The following is a 21,529-nucleotide window of genomic DNA, read 5'->3' on the forward strand; positions in this document are numbered from 1 at the left end:
ACCCCATTTTGAAGAGGAGCTTCAAATCTTTTCGTTAAATTACCAAAGGTACTGGCTTTAGGACAATTTCTTCGTCACCTAATATTTCGGACCTTGTTTTTTTACCAGAAGCTACTTTTATCATAAAATCTAGCAAACCTTCTATAATATCATCAAGGGTTTGCTGTCCCAAAAAAACGGAGCTAACATCAAAATCTATATTCGGTCCAAAATACTCAACGGTATTAGGGTTTCCCGTAACTTTTATTGTAGGTGATATAGGTGATCCAATAATATTTCCTTTTCCAGTTGCAAACAAAATTATTTGCGCGCCGCCTGCCGAGAGCCCTGTCATTGATTCAGTTGCTGGTGAAGGAGTGTCCATGACAAAAAATCCTGGTTCTTTAGGCGTTTCGCCAAATTCAATTACATCCTGAAGAGGTGATGATCCCCCTTTAATGATTGCTCCTAATGATTTTTCCTCTAATGTTGTTAAACCTCCAGCTTTATTATCAGGGCTCGGGTTAATTTCTGAAATGTTTATTCCATTTTTGACTGTTTCCATTTCTATGTTTCTTACTATTGAGAGCAATTTTTCTTTAACTCTATCGTTAATCGCTCTTTTTGCTAATATGTGTTCTGCACCGAGTATTTCTGATGTTTCTGATAAAATTACTTTACCTCCGGCGTTAATTACTATATCAGCGATCTTGCCTAATGCTGGATTAGCAGATAAACCTGAGCTCGTATCTGAACCTCCACACTCTACGCCTATCGTTAAATAACTTAAATCAAACTTTTCTAATTTTACTTCTGATGCAATAGAAATTAGGTTGGTACAAATTTCAACACCTTTAGCTACAGCGCTAATGCTATTCCCTTCTTCTTGAACCGCGATGTATAAAGCGCGTTTACCAGTTTTTTCGCTAATAGCAGTACAAAGTTTTTTTGCTGATACAGATTCAAGACTCACAACTAAAACACTGTGTATATTCGGGTTTTGCATAAGACCAACAAGTGAATTGAAATAGGTTAAATCACCATCATCACTATATTGAGTTCGTCCATACCATACGGTAATCGGCAGAACATACCTTACTTGTGAAGATATCTTTTTCACGATTCCATTACAGTTATCCATTGCCGATAAAACCGCCACATGATTACGAACACCTACTTCTCCATTTTCACGGCGATAGCCTAAAAATTCTTGCATCATCTAGCAGCCCCCTTCTACAAAGGCATCTTTACTTCCGCGAATACTTTTAAGATTATGGGTATGCACGATAGACCCCTTGGATATTTCTTCTGTACTTTTGCCAATTACTTCTCCGTATTTTATAACAGGTGCATTTTCCCTGATGTCAGTTACTGCTATTTTAAATCCTAATGGAACTTCATCTTTTACAGTAAGTGTTATATTATTTAACTGATTATGAGAATATGAAATTTGTTCACCAGATTTTATAGTTGATACTGCAGTAACTACATTATCTTTTTCATCTAAACAGATTGCCTTTCTCAAAAGATTTCCTCCTCGAATTTCGTAAAAGTTTAAGTTTGATTTTGAATGCGTTAATTATTTATTTAATTTGTGCTTTTCTACAAGTTTTTTAGCATAATCATGATACTTACGAACCTTTTCTTCTAGTTCTTCACTTGTAAGCCACGTTACAGGCTGGCCTGCTTTTTCCATATCATTTTGATAATCAGAGTTTTCGCCTATAGTATTAAAGCCTTCTCGTAAGCGATTTAACTTTTCATCTGAAAGTCCTTTTGGTACAACATAGATTCTGCTTAATTCTGAAACAACTTCATATCCTTGTTCTTTAAACGTAGGGATTTCTGGGATTTCATCATTACGTTCGTCTGTAGTAACAGCCAAAGTAGTTATTTGATCTAGTTCTTCAACCATTAAATCTAAATTAACGATAGCTGAATCTACATGTTCTCCAACAATCATTGCCTTCGCTTCAGCACCATCTTTATACGGTACTAGAGTAACTTTGATTCCGGCCTGATCAATGAAGTCAAGAATCGAAAGATGTGAAACTGAATTTGGCGGATAAGCTATTGAAATCTTCCCCGGGCTCTTTTTCGCAGCTTGAATAAGATCCTCTAATGTCTTTAATTTACTATTTTTACTTGTCGTGAAAATAAGAGGACTATGAGTGACCTCTGAAATATAATCAAAATCATCTATACTGAAATTTCCAGTCACAGTTAATGGCTGAATTACAATATCAGGAAAATTGGCAGCCATAATTGTATGATCTTCATCCTTCATGCTAGCTACATGCGCTGTTCCAACAGCACCAGCAGCCCCAGGCTTATAAACAAATGTTAAGGATTGTCCGAATTCTCCTTTAAAATACTTTTCAAGAATTCTGGTATGTATGTCACTTGCCCCACCTGGATTAAAAGGAACAACTAATGATACACCTTTCTTTGGATAATTAAGTTTATCCTCAGTTCCCTTCGAATTAGATTTTTCGGAATTACAACCCATAAGAAATATTGTAGTTATAATAATGCTAAGTACAATTAAAAAAATTCTGTTCATTTATTGAAACTCCCCCTTGAAATATTTTTCTTAATCAATCAGTCTAACGGAAAATTGACATTGTACTCCTTTCCTAAGTATTTTAGGTCAGCTACAATATTTGAAGTTAGTTCTACTCCCAAACGCAATCTTTTTTCACGCATTTTTTCAGAGCGTTCACCAGGAATGAATATGTTCTCTTCGTCTCTGGCGGATTCTTTAATTGTTCTTAATAAGTTTTCTAATGCGATTTGAAAGTGCTCCCAATCTATGAAATTATTAATATTTATTGCCGTTACTAAATTTGATGTACCTAAAGGGCGATCTAATTGAGGCGGTGAGAGCATTCCTAAGGAGTATCCCGGCAACCCACCAATCAAAACGCTGGTAATAACCTCTATTATTAGAGATAAAGCATAACCTTTATGCTCAGCCATAGGTAAAACACTGCCTAACAAGGCCTCTTTTGGAACTGTCGTAGGATAACCTTCCTTAGTTAAAGCCCAACCTTCAGGAATTGTTCTACCTTCTCGATCAGCTAAAACAATGTTTCCTCTGGCTGTTTTACTCAATGCCATATCGACTATTACGGGGGGCGCGTTTTCTCTGGGCACGCACACTGCGAACGGATTGTTTCCTAAAACTGCTTTTGAGCCGCCCCAGGCAGCCATCATTGGTCCTCCATTTGTTAATACTGACCCGATCATCCTGTGAGGTATAACGCGCTTTGCTATTAATCCAATCTCCCCCAAGTGACCACTATTCTGAACACCGACTATTCCAACGCCGAATTTCTTCGCCTTTTCAATAGCAAGATCCATTGCTTTGGTAGCGACGATTTGTCCAAAACCGTTATCGCCGTCTATCACAGTTATAGCCATCTCATCTTTTAAAGTTTTAATGTTCGGCTTTACATTAATTGAACCGCTATTTACAAAGTCAATATATGTTTTCAACCTCACTACTCCATGGGTTGAACGACCACGCAATTCTGCCTCAGTCAATAATGTCGAAACATACACTGCTTCCTCTTGCGGCAGACCTGCCTTATACAAAATCTGTGTACAAAAGTCGTTTAAATCACTACTTTTTATTAAAAATTTTTCAGGGACCAACCAAATTTCTCTCCTCTCAAAACTACTTCTTGTTCAAGGGAAACTAATTTATAACAAAATTCCACTTGGTGTAGGCACTTGAACGAACAAACTGAATATTGCAAAAATAAAGAACATAATCATTAAACTGACTGCTGAGCTTATTCCAAGAGCCTTAAGAGAATAGTTCTTTCCTATTATCCATGCTGTGAATGAAATAAAAATAAAGCTTGTTATATAGAATCCGACTAAAGGCATTATTACTAGATAAATAACCGATCCAAAAAACATTCCTGCAATTTTAAGCCAATTTGGAGTACCTTGATTTTCCTCTTCAGATGTCCTATTTATTTTTCTTGGTCTTAGCAAAATAATCAAAGCGAATAAGGCAATTAAACCTTCTAATGTTAATGGAAAAACATTAACTGGATAATTAAATTCCAAACTTTGAACAATAAATAATGATACTACTAGCAGGATAACAATTGCCAACAGAGTGTCCATATTTTTAAAGCGTTCGATAAAAGTTCTCTTCAAGTGCTATCCCACCTCCTTATTGTTTTCCGTAAACTGATTTCCGCTTAACTTTCTACGTTTTGCTAATAAAGTGGGTAAAACTAAAGTTAAGATAGTTAAAATAATGAATAATAAAGATATTGGACGTGAGATAAATACATTGAATAGTGAATCTTCACTTTTTGCAAGCAATAAAGATTGTACTAAAGCATTTTCAGTGAGCGGTGCTAAAATTAGCCCCAATGCAATAGCTGCATTGTCTAGACCCGCACGATTGCCAAAAAATCCTATTACTCCGAAAACAACCATTACAACTACATCTAACATGCTGTTCTGTAAAGCATATGTACCTACTGTACATAGCACTATCATTCCAGTGATTACAAAACGTATTGGTATGTTTAGAACACGAATAGTCACTTTTATAAGCAGTAGTCCGACAATTAGCAACAATAGATTTGCTACTAAAAAAGATATCATGAACGTATATACAATATCTCCGTGGTTTGTAAATAATTTTGATCCCGGTTGGATTCCATGAGTAAGTAATCCCCCCATCATAATGGCTGCAGCTGCTCCTCCGGGAATACCCAATGTTAAAGTTGGCATTAACATGCCACCAATACTTGCATTATTTGCTGCCTCACTAGCTACTATTCCATCTATCTCACCCGTTCCAAATCTTTTTGGATTTTTATCCCACCTCTTTGCTTCATTATAGGAAACCATTGAAGCAATTTCAGCTCCGGCCCCTGGCATTACACCAATAATTGTTCCAATAAAAGATGAGCGAAGAATATTGAATTTGGAACTTTTTAAAAGTTGATTTATTACTGATGTAGCTGCTCCTTTTCTTTTTTGGTAGTTTGCTATTGTTGTTTTATTTGAACCGGCTAAAACTAGCATTTGGGAAAAGGCAAAAAGGCCAATCATTGCTGCAATGATATTAATACCTTGCATTAACGGTGAGTACCCGAACGTGAAGCGCGGAGCAGCCATGACCGGATCCAATCCTATAGTACCTATCAATAAACCGATTGCTCCAGATAACATCCCCTTAAATACTGCCCCGTATGATAAAGAGGCTATGGTAGAAAGCCCAAAAATAGCTATCCAGAAATATTCGGGAGGTCCAAGCTTTATTGCAACACTAGAAAGGGGTATTGATAAGAAAATCAAACATAACGCACCAAAAACACCACCTATAACAGAACAGTACAGAGATGTATATAAAGCATCATCAGCCTTACCTTTTTGGCTCAATGGATACCCATCAAAAGTGGTGACGACCGAAGATGGAGTACCCGGAGTATTTAATAGTATTGCAGAATTACCCCCTCCATATACTGCCCCAATTCCAATTGCGGCCAACATGGATATTCCCATTGCAGGATCCATGCCAAAAGTAACTGGCACTAGTAGTGCTGTGGCCATAGCAGCCGATAGACCTGGAATAGCGCCGACTATGACCCCTGCTGCCAAAGCGAGAATAATGAGCCCTAAGTTTGCAGGATTTAATGTGTTAAGCAACCCTGACATGATTAATTGGAGATAATCATTTTCCATTTTTTCCACCTTCCCCCAAATAATAAGACATAAATATTGGGCAATATGATATCAAAACTAGCTACTATTAAAATTTTTATAATTCAATAACCTTGTAATTTGCTAATGTTGTCGCAACTGACGCGGGTGTATCGAGAAGAATCGCTGTATTTCCTCCCTCAAAAAACACCACCTGCTAACGCGAGGATGATATTGAAAGATTTTCTGTGGGCCTGGTGATATCCCTGGCTCGATACATTTTATGATTTCTTCACTCGTTTATGGGGCCAAGTAGCCAAAAATATAAGATTAAGGCGACAAAAGCGTCGAAAGAAAAAAGGTAAAAAAGGTGAAAATTCTCCTATTAATCGTGTGGTGGTCAAGCGATTAGCTGAATTTATACTGTGTTCATTCAAGAAAAGTGATTTACCAGCAGATCCTTTATTTGAATTCTTCCAATCTCAATTTCTTACTGTTTTTTCGATATTTGATTTACATAGAAACATCAACGCTTTGAGTGTTGCGTACGATGGCTCAACGAGCTATCCCCGTGGCAAACCTACTTGTATTGCCCAAGGACGCAAAACTGTGGCTACTCTTGAGTGAACTCCCAACCTGATTGCGATTCATGTTGGGATAGCGTAAAGGAGAAATATTTCAATGGGTACCATCTTATATATTATCCGCTGTGGAAATCCCTTACGATTTACCGTTGCATCAAAAATGCACCCTACTGTCCTTCTTTTTTGTAAATCAGCAATGATTACCCTATTTATTCCCAGAGACTATTTATAATACTTGCCAAAAGTCACAATCCTCCACTTTCTCAGTAACGAAAGCATCAGTAAAAACACAATATGCCCTATAAATATGAGATTTCACTTCTTGTTCTACCTGAATGGGATCCCCTTCAATGAACACTTTAATCAACTTGGCATGTTCCTCCCATTCATACTGCTTTGAGTATTTCCCTCGAAGCCTGCTATTGACCAATGCGACCTTAAATGAAATCGAACTAATTACCTCAATCAGGTGAGAATGTTGAGATAACTGATTTATATAGGTGTGGATGTGGGTCGTATCCTTTGATAGGGAATGTACAGAATCACTATTCACCTTTTGTTTCATCTTTTCTAAACACATTTCTAAATGGTGGATATCTTGGGGTTTTCGATTAAAAAGTGCAAGTTTAAAAGCCAGACTTTCTAAGTTCGCGCGCAAAGAATAAATTTCAAATATATCTTTTGGGGTAAATTCTCTAATGGATGTCCCCTTGTTTGGAACAATGGAAACAATCCCTTCTCCTACAAGCTGGTGAATCGCTTCACGAAGGGGGGTTTGACTAATCCCCAATTCCTTGGCCATCTTAGTTTCAACAATCCGATCCCCTGGTTTTAATTGACCCGTCAGTAACTTTTCTTTAATATACATGACCAGATCAGAGCTCAAGCTTTTCTTATCTGTAAACGCATTCACATTCATGATTGTCTTCTCCTAACATCAAACTATATATAATCGATTATATATAGTTTATATCATACCTTTTATTTTATTGTCAATATTTTCTGAAAATTATATTTTACTAAATAATTTGAAAACTAATCTTTTGTTTATCTTTTTTTAATATTCTGAAAGTGGGTGCACTATATACATGAATGATTAGTATGAGGACAGGTCACAGGGATTTTAGCTGGTTCATGGCTTCTTTCTTGCTAGATAGAAAAGAGGAATTAAAAGAGGTGATACTTATATGTAAGTACCACCCACTTTATGGTTACACCATAACTTTACAAATGTCGTTCGTAAATTCTACAGGGTCATTGATTGGCAACCCTTCAATTAATAATGCTTGATTATAGAGCAGATTTGTATATAATTTCAATTTCTCTTTATCATTAGCATGTGCTGTTACTAATGATTGGAATACTTCATGATTATTATTTATTTCTAATACCTTGTCAGCTTTTATATTTTGATTATCTGGCATGGAATTTAGTACTTTTTCCATTTCAATCGAAATTTCTCCATCTGTAGTGAGACAAACTGGATGTGACCTTAATCTTTTTGAAAGCCTTACATCTTTCACTTTGTCGGCTAAAACATTTTTCATAAAATCAAAAAGCTCTTTATTTTCGTTTTGTTCATTTTCATCAGCCTTTTCAATCTCTTCTTCATCAAGGCCAAGGTCTCCGCTTGAAACAGATTTGAATTCTTTTTCTTTATAATTCATTAGCATTCTAATTGCGAATTCATCGATATCATCAGTGAAATATAGTATTTCGTAGCCCTTCTCTGCTAATAATTCTGTTTGCGGCAGCTTTTCAATTCTTTCATTTGATTCACCAGAAGCATAGTAAATATACTTTTGATCTTCCGTCATTCTAGAAACATATTCATCTAGCGTGACCATCTTTTTCTCTTTTGAAGAATAGAACATGATTAAGTCCTGTAGAACTTCTTTGTGAGTTCCGAAATCGTTATAAACTCCGAATTTTAACTGTCTGCCAAAGGATTTATAGAATTCTTCGTACTTCTCTCGTTCATTTTTCAGTAAGCTTAACAATTCGCTTTTAATTTTTTTGTTGATGTTTTTCTCAATTAACTTCAACTGACGATCATGCTGTAACATTTCTCTAGAAATGTTGAGAGTTAAATCTTCAGAATCTACCATTCCTTTAACAAAGCTAAAGTAATCTGGCAGCAGGTCAGAACATTTATTCATAATTAATACACCATTCGAATATAACTCAAGTCCCTTTTCAAATTCTTTTGAATAGTAATCAAATGGAATTTTCTCAGGGATATAAAGAATGGCATTATATCTAATTGTCCCGTCTACACTTATGTGAATATGCTTTAAAGGCTTGTCGAATCCATAGTGTTTTTCAGTATAAAACTTTTCATAATCCTCTGTCGTTAATTCGTTTTTATTTTTTCTCCAAATCGGAACCATGCTATTAATAATTTGCTCTTCCGTATAGTCCTCTAATTCAGTTTCATTTCCTTCTATCGGCCTTTTTCCAGTCATCTCCATTTTAATTGGATAGCGGATAAAGTCAGAGTACTTCTTAATGATTGCTTTTAATCGATACTCCTCAAGGTACTCATCGAAATTCTCTTCTTCTATATTTTCTTTTATTTTTAGGATGATTTCTGTACCAACCTGTTCTTTCTCAAAAGGTGTAATCGTGTATCCATCTGCACCTTCTGATTCCCATTTGTATGCCTCTTCTTGTCCTAATGCTTTACTAATTACTGTAACAACATCAGCTACCATAAATGCCGCATAGAATCCAACACCAAACTGGCCAATAATATCATGACCATCTTTTAGTTCATTTTCAGATTTAAAAGCTAATGAACCACTCTTGGCAATGATTCCAAGATTATTTTCAAGATCTTCTTTCGACATCCCAATTCCGGTATCAATTATCGTTAAGGTTCTGTTCGCTTTGTTAGGAATAACTTTTATGTAATAACTGTCTTTATTAAATGTTAAAGTATCATCCGTTAGTGCTTTATAATAGATTTTATCAATAGCATCACTTGCATTTGAAATTAACTCTCTTAAAAAAACCTCTTTCTGTGAGTATATAGAGTTAATCATCATTTCTAGTAGCCTTTTCGATTCAGCTTGAAATTGCTTTTTTTCCAAAATAACCGCTCCTCTCCAAATTATAACGCAATACTAAAAGTAAATTTAAAATCTTTATTCTGGATGATTAGCACTCTTCTTATCAGAGTGCTAATCTCAATATTTTAATATCATATTCTTTGATTGGTTGTCAATCAAACAAAGCTAAAAATCGGATAAAATCATGGATCATCCTGTTAAATAGATGTATATGTTAAAATAAATGAATAATTTGAACGAATGAAAAGAGGATCAGGATATGTTATTAACAAAATGGTTAAAGGAGTCGAAGTATACGGTGGTATTTACAGGTGCTGGCATGTCAACTGAAAGTGGTTTACCAGATTTTCGCTCTTCTAAACAAGGATTATGGAATAAGAAAGATCCTAGCAAAATTGCTAGTACAAGGGCATTGAATGATGATGTAGAAGAATTTATAGCCTTTTATCGTGAACGTGTTTTAGGAGTAAAGGAATGTCAGCCACATAAAGGACATAATATTTTAGCAGAATGGGAAAAGACTGGCGTAATCAAATCAATCATTACACAAAATGTTGACGGATTCCATCAAGCAGCAGGAAATAAAAAAGTAGCGGAACTACATGGAACTTTGCAAAAGCTTCATTGCCAGTCTTGTTTAAAGGTATACAGCAGTGAAGAATATCTTAATCAAGCATATTATTGTGAGTGCGGCGGAATACTCCGTCCTTCGATTGTGTTATTTGGAGAATCTTTACCAGAAGAAACCTTTGAGTTTGCCTTAAATGAAGCGAGAAAATCCGAACTATTTATCGTATTAGGCTCCTCGCTCAGTGTTACCCCAGCAAATCAGTTTCCACTTATCGCGAAAGAAAATGGCGCAAAATTAGTAATAGTGAATTGGGAACCAACTGATTTCGATATGTATGCTGATGAGGTTATTAACGAAATCGAAATAGGGAGTCTTTTAGTAGAATTAAATAATGCCAAATAAAAAACTGTCCTCAATTTCATAGCGGAGACAGCTTAATAATGTATTTATTTTGCCAATGCACACTGCTTTATTAATGTTTGAGTATACATATTCTCTCTTATTTTAATGAGCTTTTCTGCTAATTTACTTTTTTATCGATGTTTTCTTTTAGTTTAAAGATTTGTTCTTTTATAGCCTCTATAACAATATCCGGATTATGGAAAGCCAGCTTTCTTCAGCAAACATTTGCTTTGTATTATTTTTTATTTTGAGAAATCATATTTAGAATAGGTGGAGATTATGGCACAATGGACTGATGTTCAAACACTTATCTGGCTATTTCCAATAATATTTATTCTTCATGATTTTGAAGAAATTATTATGGTTGAAAAGTGGATGAAAAAAAATTCAAATGTCATTTTTGAAAAATTACCAAGAAGAATAGCTAATCGAGTCATCAAGCAATTTTCAATGACAACAGCACAATTTTCTGTTTCGGTATTGGCTATCTTTCTGTTTGTTAGTAGTTCTACTTATATGGCAATTCAATATGTTAATCATGGTTCACTTGCCAACATTTATTTCTTTACTATTTTTATTATAGTTTTCCTTCTTCATGTATTTACTCATATTGGTCAGTCTATCTTATTTCGTTCAATTACCCCTGGTGTTATAACTTCCGTATTTATAGTTTTTCCTTATTGCATAGTAATGATAAACTCATTATTTAAAAGTCAAGTCATAAATTGGAAAACTATATTCGTCAGCTTACCTTTTGTCATTTTGATTATTCCTATTGTACTTTTTGCCCATTGGATTGGAAAAAAAGCAGTATAAAAATTATTAGGAATAGGCATCGTTTTGAATACGATGCCTTTTGAATGTTTATTAACGATAGAAATGATTCTATAATTGCAATATTTCTTTTATGTATTATTTAAACCAGCCCATCTTCCATAAACCAATTAATAAGCCCAAGCCAACTGTCAGCATAACCCCTAATACAACATAATAGCCCCACTGCCAGCTTAGCTCCGGCATATTTTCAAAGTTCATGCCATATATGCTTGCAATGAATGTAAGAGGAATAAAAATTGATGACATGACAGTCAATGTCTTCATTATATTATTCATTCGATCTGAATTTAGGGAAATATAGCTGTCTCGAAGATCATTTGTCAATTCACGGTTTGATTCAATCATCTCTGAAAGCTTAAGCAAATGATCATAAATATCCATAAAATAAGCTCTTTCATCTTTTGGAATAATCACCCGTTCAGAGTTTAAGATTCGATAAAGCAATTCTCGCATTGGTAAAATGGTTCGCCGTAATTTTAATAGCTGGCTCCTTATCCCAAAAACCTCTTCCATTAAATTCCGATTGGCATCTTTCATTTCTATTTCATTTAAATCATCTTCAATTTTGTAAAGCGCTGGAAAATACTCGTCGACAATCTTGTCCATTAATAAATAAAAAATGTGCAGGGCACCTTTTCTTTGAATCTTATTCTCCTCTTTTAATCTCTGTCGAACCATTACGATTTCAGGTGATGGTGATAAATGGAATGTAATAATAAAGTTTTTACCAACAAATACATCAACTTCTTCTGGGAAAAGTGTGTGTTGGTTCAAAGAGTGTAATACAAAAAAATCATAACCTTCATAGTAATCCAATTTTGGTCGTTGCAGTAAATGCATACAATCCTCAATTGCTAAAGGATGAAAATTAAAATGTGTTTTTAGAACCAGCATTTCTCCTTCATTAGGAGTTTCAAAGTCGATCCAAAACCATTTAATATTTGAATCATTTAGTCGGTCTAACACTATATCCTCTAAAAGCTTATGATCATTTGTAACAGCAAAAGTCCGAATCATGATTTCACATCCTCCTATATTAGGGTAGTTTTCCCTTAGATAAAAGCATAATACTTTTTTCATTTTCTAAGAATAATTATTTTACGAAATAAGGCATAGTGATCAAATGATGTTAAATATATTCATCTATCTTTTTGCTTTTAGTCTTGAAAATTGCTTAAAAAAAGAAGGATTATCACCTTCTTTTTTAAATTCTATTAATTTTTATCATTGGCCATATCGAATTCCATCTCTTTTTGATCATTCTATTTCTATATTTTTCCATAAGATCATGACTTCCAACAAAAAAAGGTGTTGGCTTTAATTCTAAATTGATCACATCAGCTATTCCATGAGGAGCTATTAGAATCACTTTGTCTACTTCATCTAACTTTACACCTAAAGCGGTTACGGTCTCTGGAAACTTTGATATAGCATCAATAGATGATAAATAAGGCGGAAAATTATTTACAACATGCATCCTTGCCTGGTTCTTTACGGACCAAGGAATATTTGGGATTAGCTCCCTTAGTTTATCCTCAAGAATTTTCTCTTCCAATTCATTAATATTTTCTTTATCAAAATAAATCACATCAACATCTGGAATTGGTGTTCTTTCTTTAAAACCATGCATTGTATCCCAAACCTTAGAACGAACAAAACCGGCACAGACCCAGCTATCTGGTAATTCCAATGACTTTACAGCTTGTAAAATTTCGATCATCCATAGATCTTTTTCAATTAGCCGTATTATATCTAATTCACTTCTAATGATCATAATACCCCCTCCCGAACGTACATTCTGATCATATCATATTTATTTGGAAAAGGGGGATTTTGACAATTTAAACTTGATAATAGAAAAATCTATTCTCTTTTCAACATAAAGGCAGATGGCGTAAGCTCTTCGGATTCAATAACAATTGCCATTAGTCCCGTATCCGTTGTGGTTTCATGCCCTTCTCCTTTTTCCCAAAATACTGCTTCACCTTTCTTTATCTTTACTTTTAATCCATCGTCACTTCGAACCCACCCCTCTCCATTTACTACAAGGAGTAATTGCGGGACGACGGCTTGATGGAAACCAATTATTCCATTTGCATCTAAGTGCATGCAGCCAATTTGTGATGCTTTTTCTGTTTTTACGATTCTTGACATAATGAAATTAGAATGATAATGATCTATGTATTTACCTGTTGATTTATCAAATCGAAAAATTTCCATTAAAATCACCTCTCCCATTATAGAAACAAAGATTTATATATTTTTTAAGTATTGTTAATTTAGGTACGTTATAAAAAGCAGAAGCTGAATGTAATTTTATGTTAAAATAAATATAAGATTTTGAAAAGATACATAAATTACCGAAGGTGCTTTCTTTAATAAAGGATTTAAAATTTATTGTGAAATTTTAAGTGTAAGAGGTAAATGTATGAAGAAAAAAATAATCTTAAGATTTTTATTATTAATAATAATTATTGTTATATCATTTAATATTTTTCAGTATTTTACAAGTAACACTAATTCACAATTATTATCAGATTTAGAAGGAACGGTTTATTATACTGAAAGAATTGAAGGCGTACTTACTTTATTTAAATCAGACGCTTCATTGCAAAATAAAACTTTAATATATAGCCATAAAGGGAAAGGGAATGATAGTTACGGAGATTATAATGATAATATTATAGATTTTTATTATGATAAAACCAGTAAAACTATTTATTTTATTGCTATGAATAACGGTTCGTGGAGTTTGTTTTCCCTAAAAGAAAAAGAAAATAAACCGACTTTGCTTCAGAAAGAAGTTATGGAAACAGATAAAGGTTATATACAGAATCAATTTAATAAACTTACTGTTTCTTCAAAGAAAGGTTCGCTATATCTATTGGAAAACGGAAATGAAAAAACAATAAAGAAATTCTATGGTTTATATGATGAAAAATTCACTGGGTACCAACCAATTGGATTTTCACCAGACGGAAAATACTTAGTTTATCATTCGATGGAACACTTAACACCATTTGGTACTCTTTTAGAAGGATTTGTTAATAATTCTTTTGGGAACACTTATATAATGGATTTATCAACAATGGAGAGTGCCAAATTCATAGATGCTTATAAAATCCAATGGATTATAGACTAAATAACCTGACAAATTTATTGTATTATCGGGTACTTGAATAAAAAACTAGATAATAAAATGAAAACGCTTGGGGTTATGAAGTGAACCCAAATTGTTAGACAAAATATTTTAAGCAGCTTTTAGGGACTGGATTCTGTATTCTACAGGGCTCAGTCCTTTTAATTTTGCTTTAATTCGATTGTGATTGTAGTAATAAATATAATTTTCTAATTCCAATGTAAAATGCTCAATACTCTCAAACTCTAGTAGATAAAGGAGTTCAGATTTTAATAAGCCAAAGAAATTTTCTATGACTGCATTATCCAAACAGTTGCCCTTTCGAGACATACTTTGTGTCATATGATTTTCTTTCAATAAGTGTTGATATTTTTTCATTTGATAGTGCCAACCCAGATCAGAATGAAGGATAGGTGTATCCCCCTCAGTTAAACATAGAAAAGCTTGGTCTAACATCTTTGATACGAGAGGAAATACTGGTCTCTTTTCAATATTGTAGGCTATAATTTCGCCATTAAACAAATCCAGAATTGGTGAAAAATAAAGCTTTTCCCCAAACAAATGAAATTCAGTTACGTCTGTTACCCATTTTTCATTAGGTTTAGAAGCTTTGAAATCTCGTTCCAATATGTTAGGAGCGACACTTCCTACCTTTCCGCGATAAGAACGATATTTCTTAATACGCACAAGAGATTTTAAACCCAGTTGGGTCATAAGTCGACGTACTGTTTTATGATTAATACAATAGTTACGATTTCGTAATTCTAGGGTGATTCGACGATAGCCATACCTTCCTTTATGTTCGTTAAAAATCTCCTTAATAGCTTCTTTAATGTCTGTATATTTATCAGGACGTTTTAACTGTTTAACCCAATAATAATAGGTGCTGCGTTTTATGCCTGCCACTTTAATTAGATTAATTACTTTAAACTCGGACCTTAGCTCAAAAATCACTTTCGCTTTTTGACGCTCTGAGATTTCCTCTCTTCTTGAACTAAGGCATTCAACTTTTTTAGGTAAGCATTCTCCATTCGTAAATATTCAAGTTCAGCCAACAATGCTTCCTGAGATCCTTCTGCTGGTTGTTTTTTCTTTGATTCCTTTTTCATGAATGGACGCCCCTTTTTCTTTGATTCGAGGGCGTCTATTCCTTGAGATTCGAATAGTCCTCTCCATTTTCTGATTAAAGCAGGAGAAGTAATGTTAAAAATCAAAGCAGTTTCATTCGGAGACGTCCCATAATCATTCATATAATTTAATACGTCTAGTTTAAACTGAGCTGAGTAACTTGTATAGGATTTTTTCAGGAATACTTCCACACCATGAGTCTCGTATTGCATTACCCAGTTTCTTACTACACTGTCAGATGTATTAAGTGACTTCGCTATTGAAATATAACTCTCTTTACCTTCTAAATAACGATGAACTGCAGCTAGTTTATCCTCAGCCGTATATTTAGCCATAGAAAAACTGCACCTCCAATTGTTAGTTTTGTGTCTAACAATTGGGGTGCAGTTCATTACTTGTGCTGCAACCCAAGCGTTTTTTGTTTACTAAATATATGTTTTTTGCATCGTTAAATCGTATGTTATTTACATTGTGATTTAACTTTTCCTCTACGTTATCTGAACTACTTAATATTTTTTTTATCCCTTTTTATTCCATCCATTAAAAAGCTAACAAATGTATCATCCCATGCAAGCCATGCTTCATCATTTCTCTTTAAAAACTTTTCCGCTTCCTCAAAACTTCCAAAATCCCCCTCCACTTTGATCCTATTTTTTTCGATCACCCATTCATGTTCATTGATCGAATAGACAAAAAAGATATCATCTTTTCGGTTCTTATAGAGTGAGCCGAACGAGGATCGTTTCAAGTTATACCGATTTTGCTTCGCATCTTCTCGCAGCGGTTCAAGGAGAAATGTGCTTGCTACAAACTTCTTGTAAGCTTCCTCCGTTAATGAGCAGCCCGATGCTTTTGCATGACCTCCCCCTCCAAAATGGCCAGCTACTTCTGACAAATCAATATGATCATGAATGGTTCGAAATCCTACACGTTTTCCTCCCATATTTAAAATAACAATATAATCAAGATGCGGAAATTCTTTTCCTAGCTCATTTCCAAGCTCTGAATGATAGGATTCTGCATAAACTATTCCGGCAAAATGTGCACCTAGTTTTGTCTGAACGACTTCTCTTCTTTTTCGTCTAATGTAGCGTTCGATTTTCGCATCTTCCATATCCAATATTCTCTTTTCAAAATCATCAAAATAAAAATGAGCGCTTGACATCAATCTGTCTATCATTTTTTCTTCAAATTCCTCAATCGATACTAGAAAAAACAAAGCATTTAGACGGTGTGCTTGATGATTGTTATTTTTCTCCCATTCCCATGTATCATATTGTCTTACGAGTTCAACAAACTCTGCTAAAGTGTCTGAAGGACTAATGAATTGATGAGTGACAAGATATTCATAGAATAGAGAGGTTGCAGATGTTAATTTACCTTCCTCGTCTTCAACAACAACATGTGCCCACCCATAATCATTAAAATGAATAGAAGTTTTATGATGATCAATCAGCTGAACCTTACCATCAGCTTTAAAAAAAGCTTCTAATCTTTTTTCGTTCTCTTCATTTACAGACAAATCTGTTATAAACAAAAAGGTATCTTTTTGATCATTTTCTAAAAACCATTCTACTTCTCGATTTAGACTTGATATGGAATTGTATCGGACTTTTACCTGGTCTCCAAATGCAAGCTTTGCCAAAATACCGCATCCTACTCCATCCAAGTCATTGTGTGACAACAATTTATACATATACTTCACCTCAAAAAGTAGTATGTTTATTTAATGGTGAAATTATTGATTTAATTTCTACATTTTAACATTTATTAAGACTCTTTTGTTCACAAAAAAAATGAAGTGTAGTAACGTCCATAATCTAAATGTATACTTCATAAAAAACAGCAGACCTTCTTTAAAAGATCTGCTGTTAACCTTAGAATTCTATATTTTAAATTTCAATACCATTTCTTGTAAATTCTCTGCCAATTTTGATAAAGATGAAGTTGCATATGAAATTTCTTCCATTGATGCAAATTGCTCCTCTGTAGCTGCTGCTATCATTTCGGTATTAGCAATTGTTTCTTTCGATCCATCTGCAATTCCTTCAATTGATATTTGTACCTCACCAAAATCATTTGTTATTTGATGAGAGGTCGTTGCAACATCCTTGATTTGTGAACTTACTTGATCAATGGCTTCAAGAATTTTATAAAAGTCAGTGGCTGTTTCCTCGGATAAATTTATTCCTGAAGTAACATTATCTCTCACAACTTGAATATTATCTGTCGTTACAGTTGACTCATTTTGAATAGTATTTACAAGTGATTGAATATGGATGGCAGATTGATTCGTTTGATCAGATAGCTTTCTAACCTCTTCAGCAACAACTGCAAATCCTTTCCCATGTTCACCTGCTCTAGCTGCTTCAATAGCTGCGTTTAATGCAAGCAAATTCGTCTGGCTTGAAATATCTGTAATAATTGAAGATATTACTTTTATTTCAGATGTACTTTGTACTAAAGATTCAATGCCCTTGCCTGCTAGGTCTACAGATTTATTGATGGAATGCATTTGCTCTAACATTTTATTAACAGAATTTGATCCTTTTTCTGCTCGTTCCTTCATTGAAGATGATAATTCTACTACAGAATTAGTGTTTGAGGTAACTGTCATTAAGCTATTTAAGGATTCATTCACCGAATTTAAACTTTCTTCCATGACATCACTTTGTTTCCTACTATTGTCTGCAATCCTTTGCATGGATTCTGAAACTTGTGCTGACGTGGCTTTAGATTGTTCGCCACTTGCAGAAAGTTCTTCAGAAGCTGCTGCTACCTGCTCGGATGAACCGCTAATTTGTTTTATGATCTTTCTCAATGATTCAGCGAAATCATTAAAGGATATAGCTAATTGTCCAAATTCATCCTTACTTTTTATTTGAAGCCTTTTTGTTAAATCAGCTTCACCATTTGCAATTTCCTTTAATTGTTTATTCATTAAACCTAACGGAACTAAGATGGACCTTAAAAGTAAGACGCTTAATATGATTCCTGTAATGATTGATATTATTGTAACGAAAAGTAAAGCGCGTTGACTCCATGCACTTTTACTTTCTATCGTGTTCGCTAAGTCTTTAACATCTTTTTCCAGCAACACTACGAGCTTATTTATCGCAGGATCTAATACTTCTTTTCTTAAAGTTCTTTCTTCACCAAAGTGTAATTCTCTAGCTTCATCGGGATGTAAACGTATATTTTTAATTACCTTCTGATTCATGTTCCAAAATTCATTGAAGCTTTGTTCAAGTAATACTATTTCCTTCTTGTACTTATTATCTTGATCTAATAATTTTATTTCTTCAAATATTTTTCTAATATTAGCAGCTTTTTTCTGCATTCCATCTTGAAATTCTGTTTCACCAGTAATAATTAAACCTCTTTCATCGTTTGAAAGACCTGCCAAATAATATTGGATTGATATGACACCTTTTTGAATTTCCATTTTATTTTTTAACAAATTATTTTGTTCTATATTTGATTGAATAATATACACTGCTGATGATCCAAGAACAACAATTGCTAAGACTAGTATTGAAATAATGAATAGTAGTTTTGATTTTATTTTCATAGTTATGTTCCCTCATGTGTTAGATTTATATGTACAAAATTAATTATTGTGAATTATATCCTATTACTATATTACTATATTATGAGAATAATATCGAATAGTGTTTATAGTTTTAATACTAAAAAAAATTTTCATGATCAAAATTTAAAAATACCTCTCCTTTTTAATTACAAATAAAATACGCTTCCATACAAGGAAGCGTCATCTATTACTTCAAATTTGATTTCCTTCACTAGCATAGTCAAGGCGTCACCCATTCTGGAGTCTCTCATCTTCTTAATCATGTTCAATTTGTTTTGTTCGGCTAAATCCAAGGCTTTAATGAGTGAGTGGGCAGTTAGATTTTCTTCTTCTAATGTTAATGCATATCCTTTTTCACTAAAGGATTTTGCATTTGTATGCGGAATAATAAACATAGAGATTTTCAAAAATTAGAATATTAACATATTAATAGATATATCATTTTGTTAAAATAGGTTATTAATAGATGCTGTTTTTTTGATGGTTTTCGCAAAATATAAATTAAAATCGAAAGGCTGATTGCATATGGACTTTTTCATTCGAAAGATGACGGTCGAGGATATTCCGCAAGTTCAGAAAGTAGCAAAAACAAGTTGGAATCATACATATGATGGAATTATTCCAAAGGACATTCAAGAGAACTTTTTAAAATCCGCTTATAACGATGAAATGATGAAAAGAAGGATCGATCAGTCGTTTATATATGTTTCCGAAGTGGATGGAGAAATTGTTGGTTTTGCTAATTTCTCACCTGTAAAAGAGGATAGACAAATGGAATTAGGGGCTATTTATTTACTTCCCGATTACCAAGGAAAAGGTATAGGTTCTGCCCTTTTACATGAAGGAATAAAACATGCAAAAGATGTAAGTCAGGTATTTATCAATGTTGAAAAAGACAATAAAATTGGTAAAGCTTTCTATGATGCGAAAGGTTTTAAGCTTGTGTCCGAATTCGAAGAAAACTTTGATGGACATCTCTTAAATACAGTCAAAATGGTATTAAATGTGTGAGCTCGCTTTGTCGCGAGCTCTTTGCTATGAAGTAAGCTTAAGGCCAACAGCCGAACCTAGCACCATTAGAATAAACACGACTCTTTTCCAATCCTTTGGCTCCCCGTATAAAACCATTCCTAAAATAGCTCCACCTGATGCACCAATTCCAGTCCAGATGGCATATGCTGTTCCCATTGGCAATTCTTTCATCGCAAGGGATAGAAAAATAAAACTAGCTCCAAATCCAGCAAGCAGCATACAAAAAGATTGCCAATTACGATTTTTATGGAAGCTGTTGATCATCGTTACGCCAATCATTTCAAAAATACCTGCTAAAACAAGATAAACCCAACTCATGAAGCTTTCCCCTCCTCTGCCTTTATCTCTTCATCCTTTGTAACAAGCTTCAAGCCAACGACTCCGCATAATAAAATAAGCACAAGGATGATCTTAGACATTTTCAAAGGTTCGCCGAAAAAGATTATTTCTGACAAGACAGTTCCAGCTGTTCCCATACCAACAAAAACAGCATAAACAGTTCCAACGGGCAACTTCTTCCCTGCCATAATCATTAAGTAAAAGCTTATAATAATGGAAACAATCGTCCCTGTCCAAGTCCATACATCATCTGCATGTTTCAATCCAATAACCCAAAATACTTCAAAGAATGCCGCAATAAAAACTTTAAGCCAATTCATTCATTCTCACTCCCTTAAATCTAATATGTCCAAAAAAAATAAAAGCCCTTAAGATATCTGTTAAACAGTTATCTCCCAGGCTTTTATCCCTCCGTGACACAGTCAATACTGTGAGTTTTCTCTCGGACCTGTCCAGTATGAAACTGCGGAACCCTAGAAAACATTTTAATATTTAATTACTTACTATTATATACATTGTTCAAATGTATGCAAGTAAAAATAATACATATTATTTACCAATTGTTTTCACAGACATTGCTGTTAATTTAAATTACACAGCTATCTGTTTGTAATCTTCAATCATTTGGACAAATAACTGCAGGAAACGAGTATCAGCAGTCAATTCTGGATGGAAGGCACAAACGAGAATATGCTCCTGTCTTGCAGCAACAATCTTCTCTTCCAATTTTGCTAGTACCTCAACATTTTCCCCAGCTTTCTCAATATAAGGTGCACGAATAAAAACAGCTGTTATTGGTGTCTCGATCCCGTAGATATCAAGCTCGGCTTCAAAGCTATCACGCTGGCGACCAAATGCATTTCGCTTTACAGTAATATCGATAATATTAAGATGGGAATCCTCTGACCCAACTAACTTATTAGCTGCTAACACCATGCCTGCACATGTACCGAAAATAGGTTTCTTGATATCGGAAAATTGTTTTAACGGCTCGAGAAAACCATATTGGTCTATAAGCCTTCTCATTGCAGTACTTTCACCGCCAGGCAGAATTAATCCATCGATTTCTTCCAGCTGTTCTGGTTTTTTCACAACGATTCCCTGTAAGCCTAAAGACTCAATTTGTTTCAAGTGTTCTTCAACTGCACCTTGCAGTCCTAAAACTCCAATAGTCGTGAT

The 21,529-nt window shown here is 34.1% G+C and carries 22 protein-coding genes and 1 riboswitch; of the genes, 4 read left to right on the forward strand and 18 right to left on the reverse strand.

The window, feature by feature from the left end; genetic code table 11:
• Positions 1–34: 34 nt before the first annotated feature.
• From FSZ17_RS12125 to htpG, 8 genes are all read right to left on the reverse strand, one after another.
• The gene (locus FSZ17_RS12125) at positions 35–1,198 is read right to left on the reverse strand and encodes a UxaA family hydrolase (protein WP_057776824.1); all 1,164 of its coding nucleotides are present in this window, start codon (positions 1,196–1,198) and stop codon (positions 35–37) included.
• The gene (locus FSZ17_RS12130; RefSeq protein WP_057776823.1) at positions 1,199–1,504 is read right to left on the reverse strand and encodes a UxaA family hydrolase; all 306 of its coding nucleotides are present in this window, start codon (positions 1,502–1,504) and stop codon (positions 1,199–1,201) included. It lies immediately after the preceding gene.
• 54 nt (positions 1,505–1,558) lie between these two features.
• Positions 1,559–2,542, reverse strand: a complete 984-nt coding sequence (locus FSZ17_RS12135) for a tripartite tricarboxylate transporter substrate binding protein (protein WP_057776822.1) — start codon at positions 2,540–2,542, stop codon at positions 1,559–1,561.
• Between the two features lie 38 nt (positions 2,543–2,580).
• Positions 2,581–3,636 carry an Ldh family oxidoreductase gene (locus FSZ17_RS12140; protein ID WP_057776821.1) on the reverse strand — a complete coding sequence of 352 codons (1,056 nt, stop codon included), beginning with the start codon at positions 3,634–3,636 and terminating at the stop codon, positions 2,581–2,583.
• 48 nt (positions 3,637–3,684) lie between these two features.
• Entirely contained in the window at positions 3,685–4,152 is a 468-nt protein-coding gene (locus FSZ17_RS12145; protein WP_057776820.1) for a tripartite tricarboxylate transporter TctB family protein, read from the reverse strand.
• A 3-nt stretch (positions 4,153–4,155) separates the two neighbouring features.
• Positions 4,156–5,697, reverse strand: a complete 1,542-nt coding sequence (locus tag FSZ17_RS12150) for a tripartite tricarboxylate transporter permease (RefSeq protein ID WP_057776819.1) — start codon at positions 5,695–5,697, stop codon at positions 4,156–4,158.
• 768 nt (positions 5,698–6,465) lie between these two features.
• Positions 6,466–7,158: a GntR family transcriptional regulator gene (locus tag FSZ17_RS12155; protein ID WP_057776818.1), complete on the reverse strand. Its 693-nt coding sequence runs from the start codon at positions 7,156–7,158 to the stop codon at positions 6,466–6,468.
• A 292-nt stretch (positions 7,159–7,450) separates the two neighbouring features.
• On the reverse strand, positions 7,451–9,331 hold the full coding sequence (htpG, locus tag FSZ17_RS12160; protein ID WP_057776817.1) for a molecular chaperone HtpG: 1,881 nt from the start codon (positions 9,329–9,331) through the stop codon (positions 7,451–7,453).
• 238 nt (positions 9,332–9,569) lie between these two features.
• Here htpG and FSZ17_RS12165 point away from each other — a divergent pair, with 238 nt between their 5' ends.
• Together FSZ17_RS12165 and FSZ17_RS12170 are read left to right on the forward strand one after the other, a co-directional pair.
• On the forward strand, positions 9,570–10,283 hold the full coding sequence (locus FSZ17_RS12165; RefSeq protein ID WP_057776816.1) for an NAD-dependent protein deacylase: 714 nt from the start codon (positions 9,570–9,572) through the stop codon (positions 10,281–10,283).
• Between the two features lie 279 nt (positions 10,284–10,562).
• Positions 10,563–11,099 carry an HXXEE domain-containing protein gene (locus tag FSZ17_RS12170; RefSeq protein WP_057776815.1) on the forward strand — a complete coding sequence of 179 codons (537 nt, stop codon included), beginning with the start codon at positions 10,563–10,565 and terminating at the stop codon, positions 11,097–11,099.
• 96 nt (positions 11,100–11,195) lie between these two features.
• On the opposite strand, the gene corA is transcribed toward FSZ17_RS12170, so the two are convergent.
• The 3 genes from corA to FSZ17_RS12185 form a co-directional block, all read right to left on the reverse strand.
• Complete coding sequence (corA, locus tag FSZ17_RS12175; protein WP_057776814.1) at positions 11,196–12,137, reverse strand: magnesium/cobalt transporter CorA; 942 nt, start codon at positions 12,135–12,137, stop codon at positions 11,196–11,198.
• 187 nt (positions 12,138–12,324) lie between these two features.
• Positions 12,325–12,894 carry a nucleotidyltransferase family protein gene (locus FSZ17_RS12180; RefSeq protein ID WP_057776813.1) on the reverse strand — a complete coding sequence of 190 codons (570 nt, stop codon included), beginning with the start codon at positions 12,892–12,894 and terminating at the stop codon, positions 12,325–12,327.
• An 89-nt stretch (positions 12,895–12,983) separates the two neighbouring features.
• Positions 12,984–13,340, reverse strand: coding sequence for a cupin domain-containing protein (locus FSZ17_RS12185; protein WP_057776812.1), 357 nt, complete (start codon positions 13,338–13,340; stop codon positions 12,984–12,986).
• 208 nt (positions 13,341–13,548) lie between these two features.
• Here FSZ17_RS12185 and FSZ17_RS12190 point away from each other — a divergent pair, with 208 nt between their 5' ends.
• Positions 13,549–14,262 (forward strand): hypothetical protein, encoded by a 714-nt coding sequence (locus FSZ17_RS12190; protein ID WP_057776811.1) that lies wholly within the window; start codon positions 13,549–13,551, stop codon positions 14,260–14,262.
• Positions 14,263–14,370: 108 nt separating this feature from the next.
• Here the strand turns inward: FSZ17_RS12190 and FSZ17_RS12195 are convergent.
• The 4 genes from FSZ17_RS12195 to FSZ17_RS12210 form a co-directional block, all read right to left on the reverse strand.
• A protein-coding gene (locus FSZ17_RS12195) for an IS3 family transposase (RefSeq protein WP_146846454.1) occupies positions 14,371–15,722 on the reverse strand; the annotation gives its coding sequence in 2 pieces (ribosomal slippage) (positions 14,371–15,275 and positions 15,275–15,722; 1,353 coding nt in all).
• A 167-nt stretch (positions 15,723–15,889) separates the two neighbouring features.
• Positions 15,890–17,083 carry a DHH family phosphoesterase gene (locus tag FSZ17_RS12200; RefSeq protein WP_057776502.1) on the reverse strand — a complete coding sequence of 398 codons (1,194 nt, stop codon included), beginning with the start codon at positions 17,081–17,083 and terminating at the stop codon, positions 15,890–15,892.
• 189 nt (positions 17,084–17,272) lie between these two features.
• Positions 17,273–18,958: a methyl-accepting chemotaxis protein gene (locus FSZ17_RS12205; protein WP_057776501.1), complete on the reverse strand. Its 1,686-nt coding sequence runs from the start codon at positions 18,956–18,958 to the stop codon at positions 17,273–17,275.
• Positions 18,959–19,125: 167 nt separating this feature from the next.
• Entirely contained in the window at positions 19,126–19,374 is a 249-nt protein-coding gene (locus FSZ17_RS12210; RefSeq protein ID WP_057776500.1) for a glycosyltransferase, read from the reverse strand.
• 130 nt (positions 19,375–19,504) lie between these two features.
• Here FSZ17_RS12210 and FSZ17_RS12215 point away from each other — a divergent pair, with 130 nt between their 5' ends.
• The gene (locus FSZ17_RS12215; RefSeq protein ID WP_057776499.1) at positions 19,505–19,990 is read left to right on the forward strand and encodes a GNAT family N-acetyltransferase; all 486 of its coding nucleotides are present in this window, start codon (positions 19,505–19,507) and stop codon (positions 19,988–19,990) included.
• A gap of 24 nt (positions 19,991–20,014) precedes the next feature.
• Here the strand turns inward: FSZ17_RS12215 and FSZ17_RS12220 are convergent, their stop codons facing one another.
• From FSZ17_RS12220 to pdxT, 3 genes are all read right to left on the reverse strand, one after another.
• Entirely contained in the window at positions 20,015–20,329 is a 315-nt protein-coding gene (locus FSZ17_RS12220; protein ID WP_057776498.1) for a DMT family transporter, read from the reverse strand.
• Positions 20,326–20,670 carry a DMT family transporter gene (locus FSZ17_RS12225; protein ID WP_057776497.1) on the reverse strand — a complete coding sequence of 115 codons (345 nt, stop codon included), beginning with the start codon at positions 20,668–20,670 and terminating at the stop codon, positions 20,326–20,328. Before FSZ17_RS12225 ends, FSZ17_RS12220 begins: the two co-directional genes overlap by 4 nt.
• Before the next feature lie 70 nt (positions 20,671–20,740).
• A riboswitch (guanidine-I (ykkC/yxkD leader) is annotated at positions 20,741–20,838 on the reverse strand.
• A 103-nt stretch (positions 20,839–20,941) separates the two neighbouring features.
• Positions 20,942–21,529 (reverse strand): pyridoxal 5'-phosphate synthase glutaminase subunit PdxT, encoded by a 588-nt coding sequence (pdxT, locus tag FSZ17_RS12230; protein ID WP_057776506.1) that lies wholly within the window; start codon positions 21,527–21,529, stop codon positions 20,942–20,944.

The organism is Cytobacillus dafuensis (assembly GCF_007995155.1).
Lineage (GTDB): Bacteria > Bacillota > Bacilli > Bacillales > Cytobacillaceae > Cytobacillus > Cytobacillus dafuensis.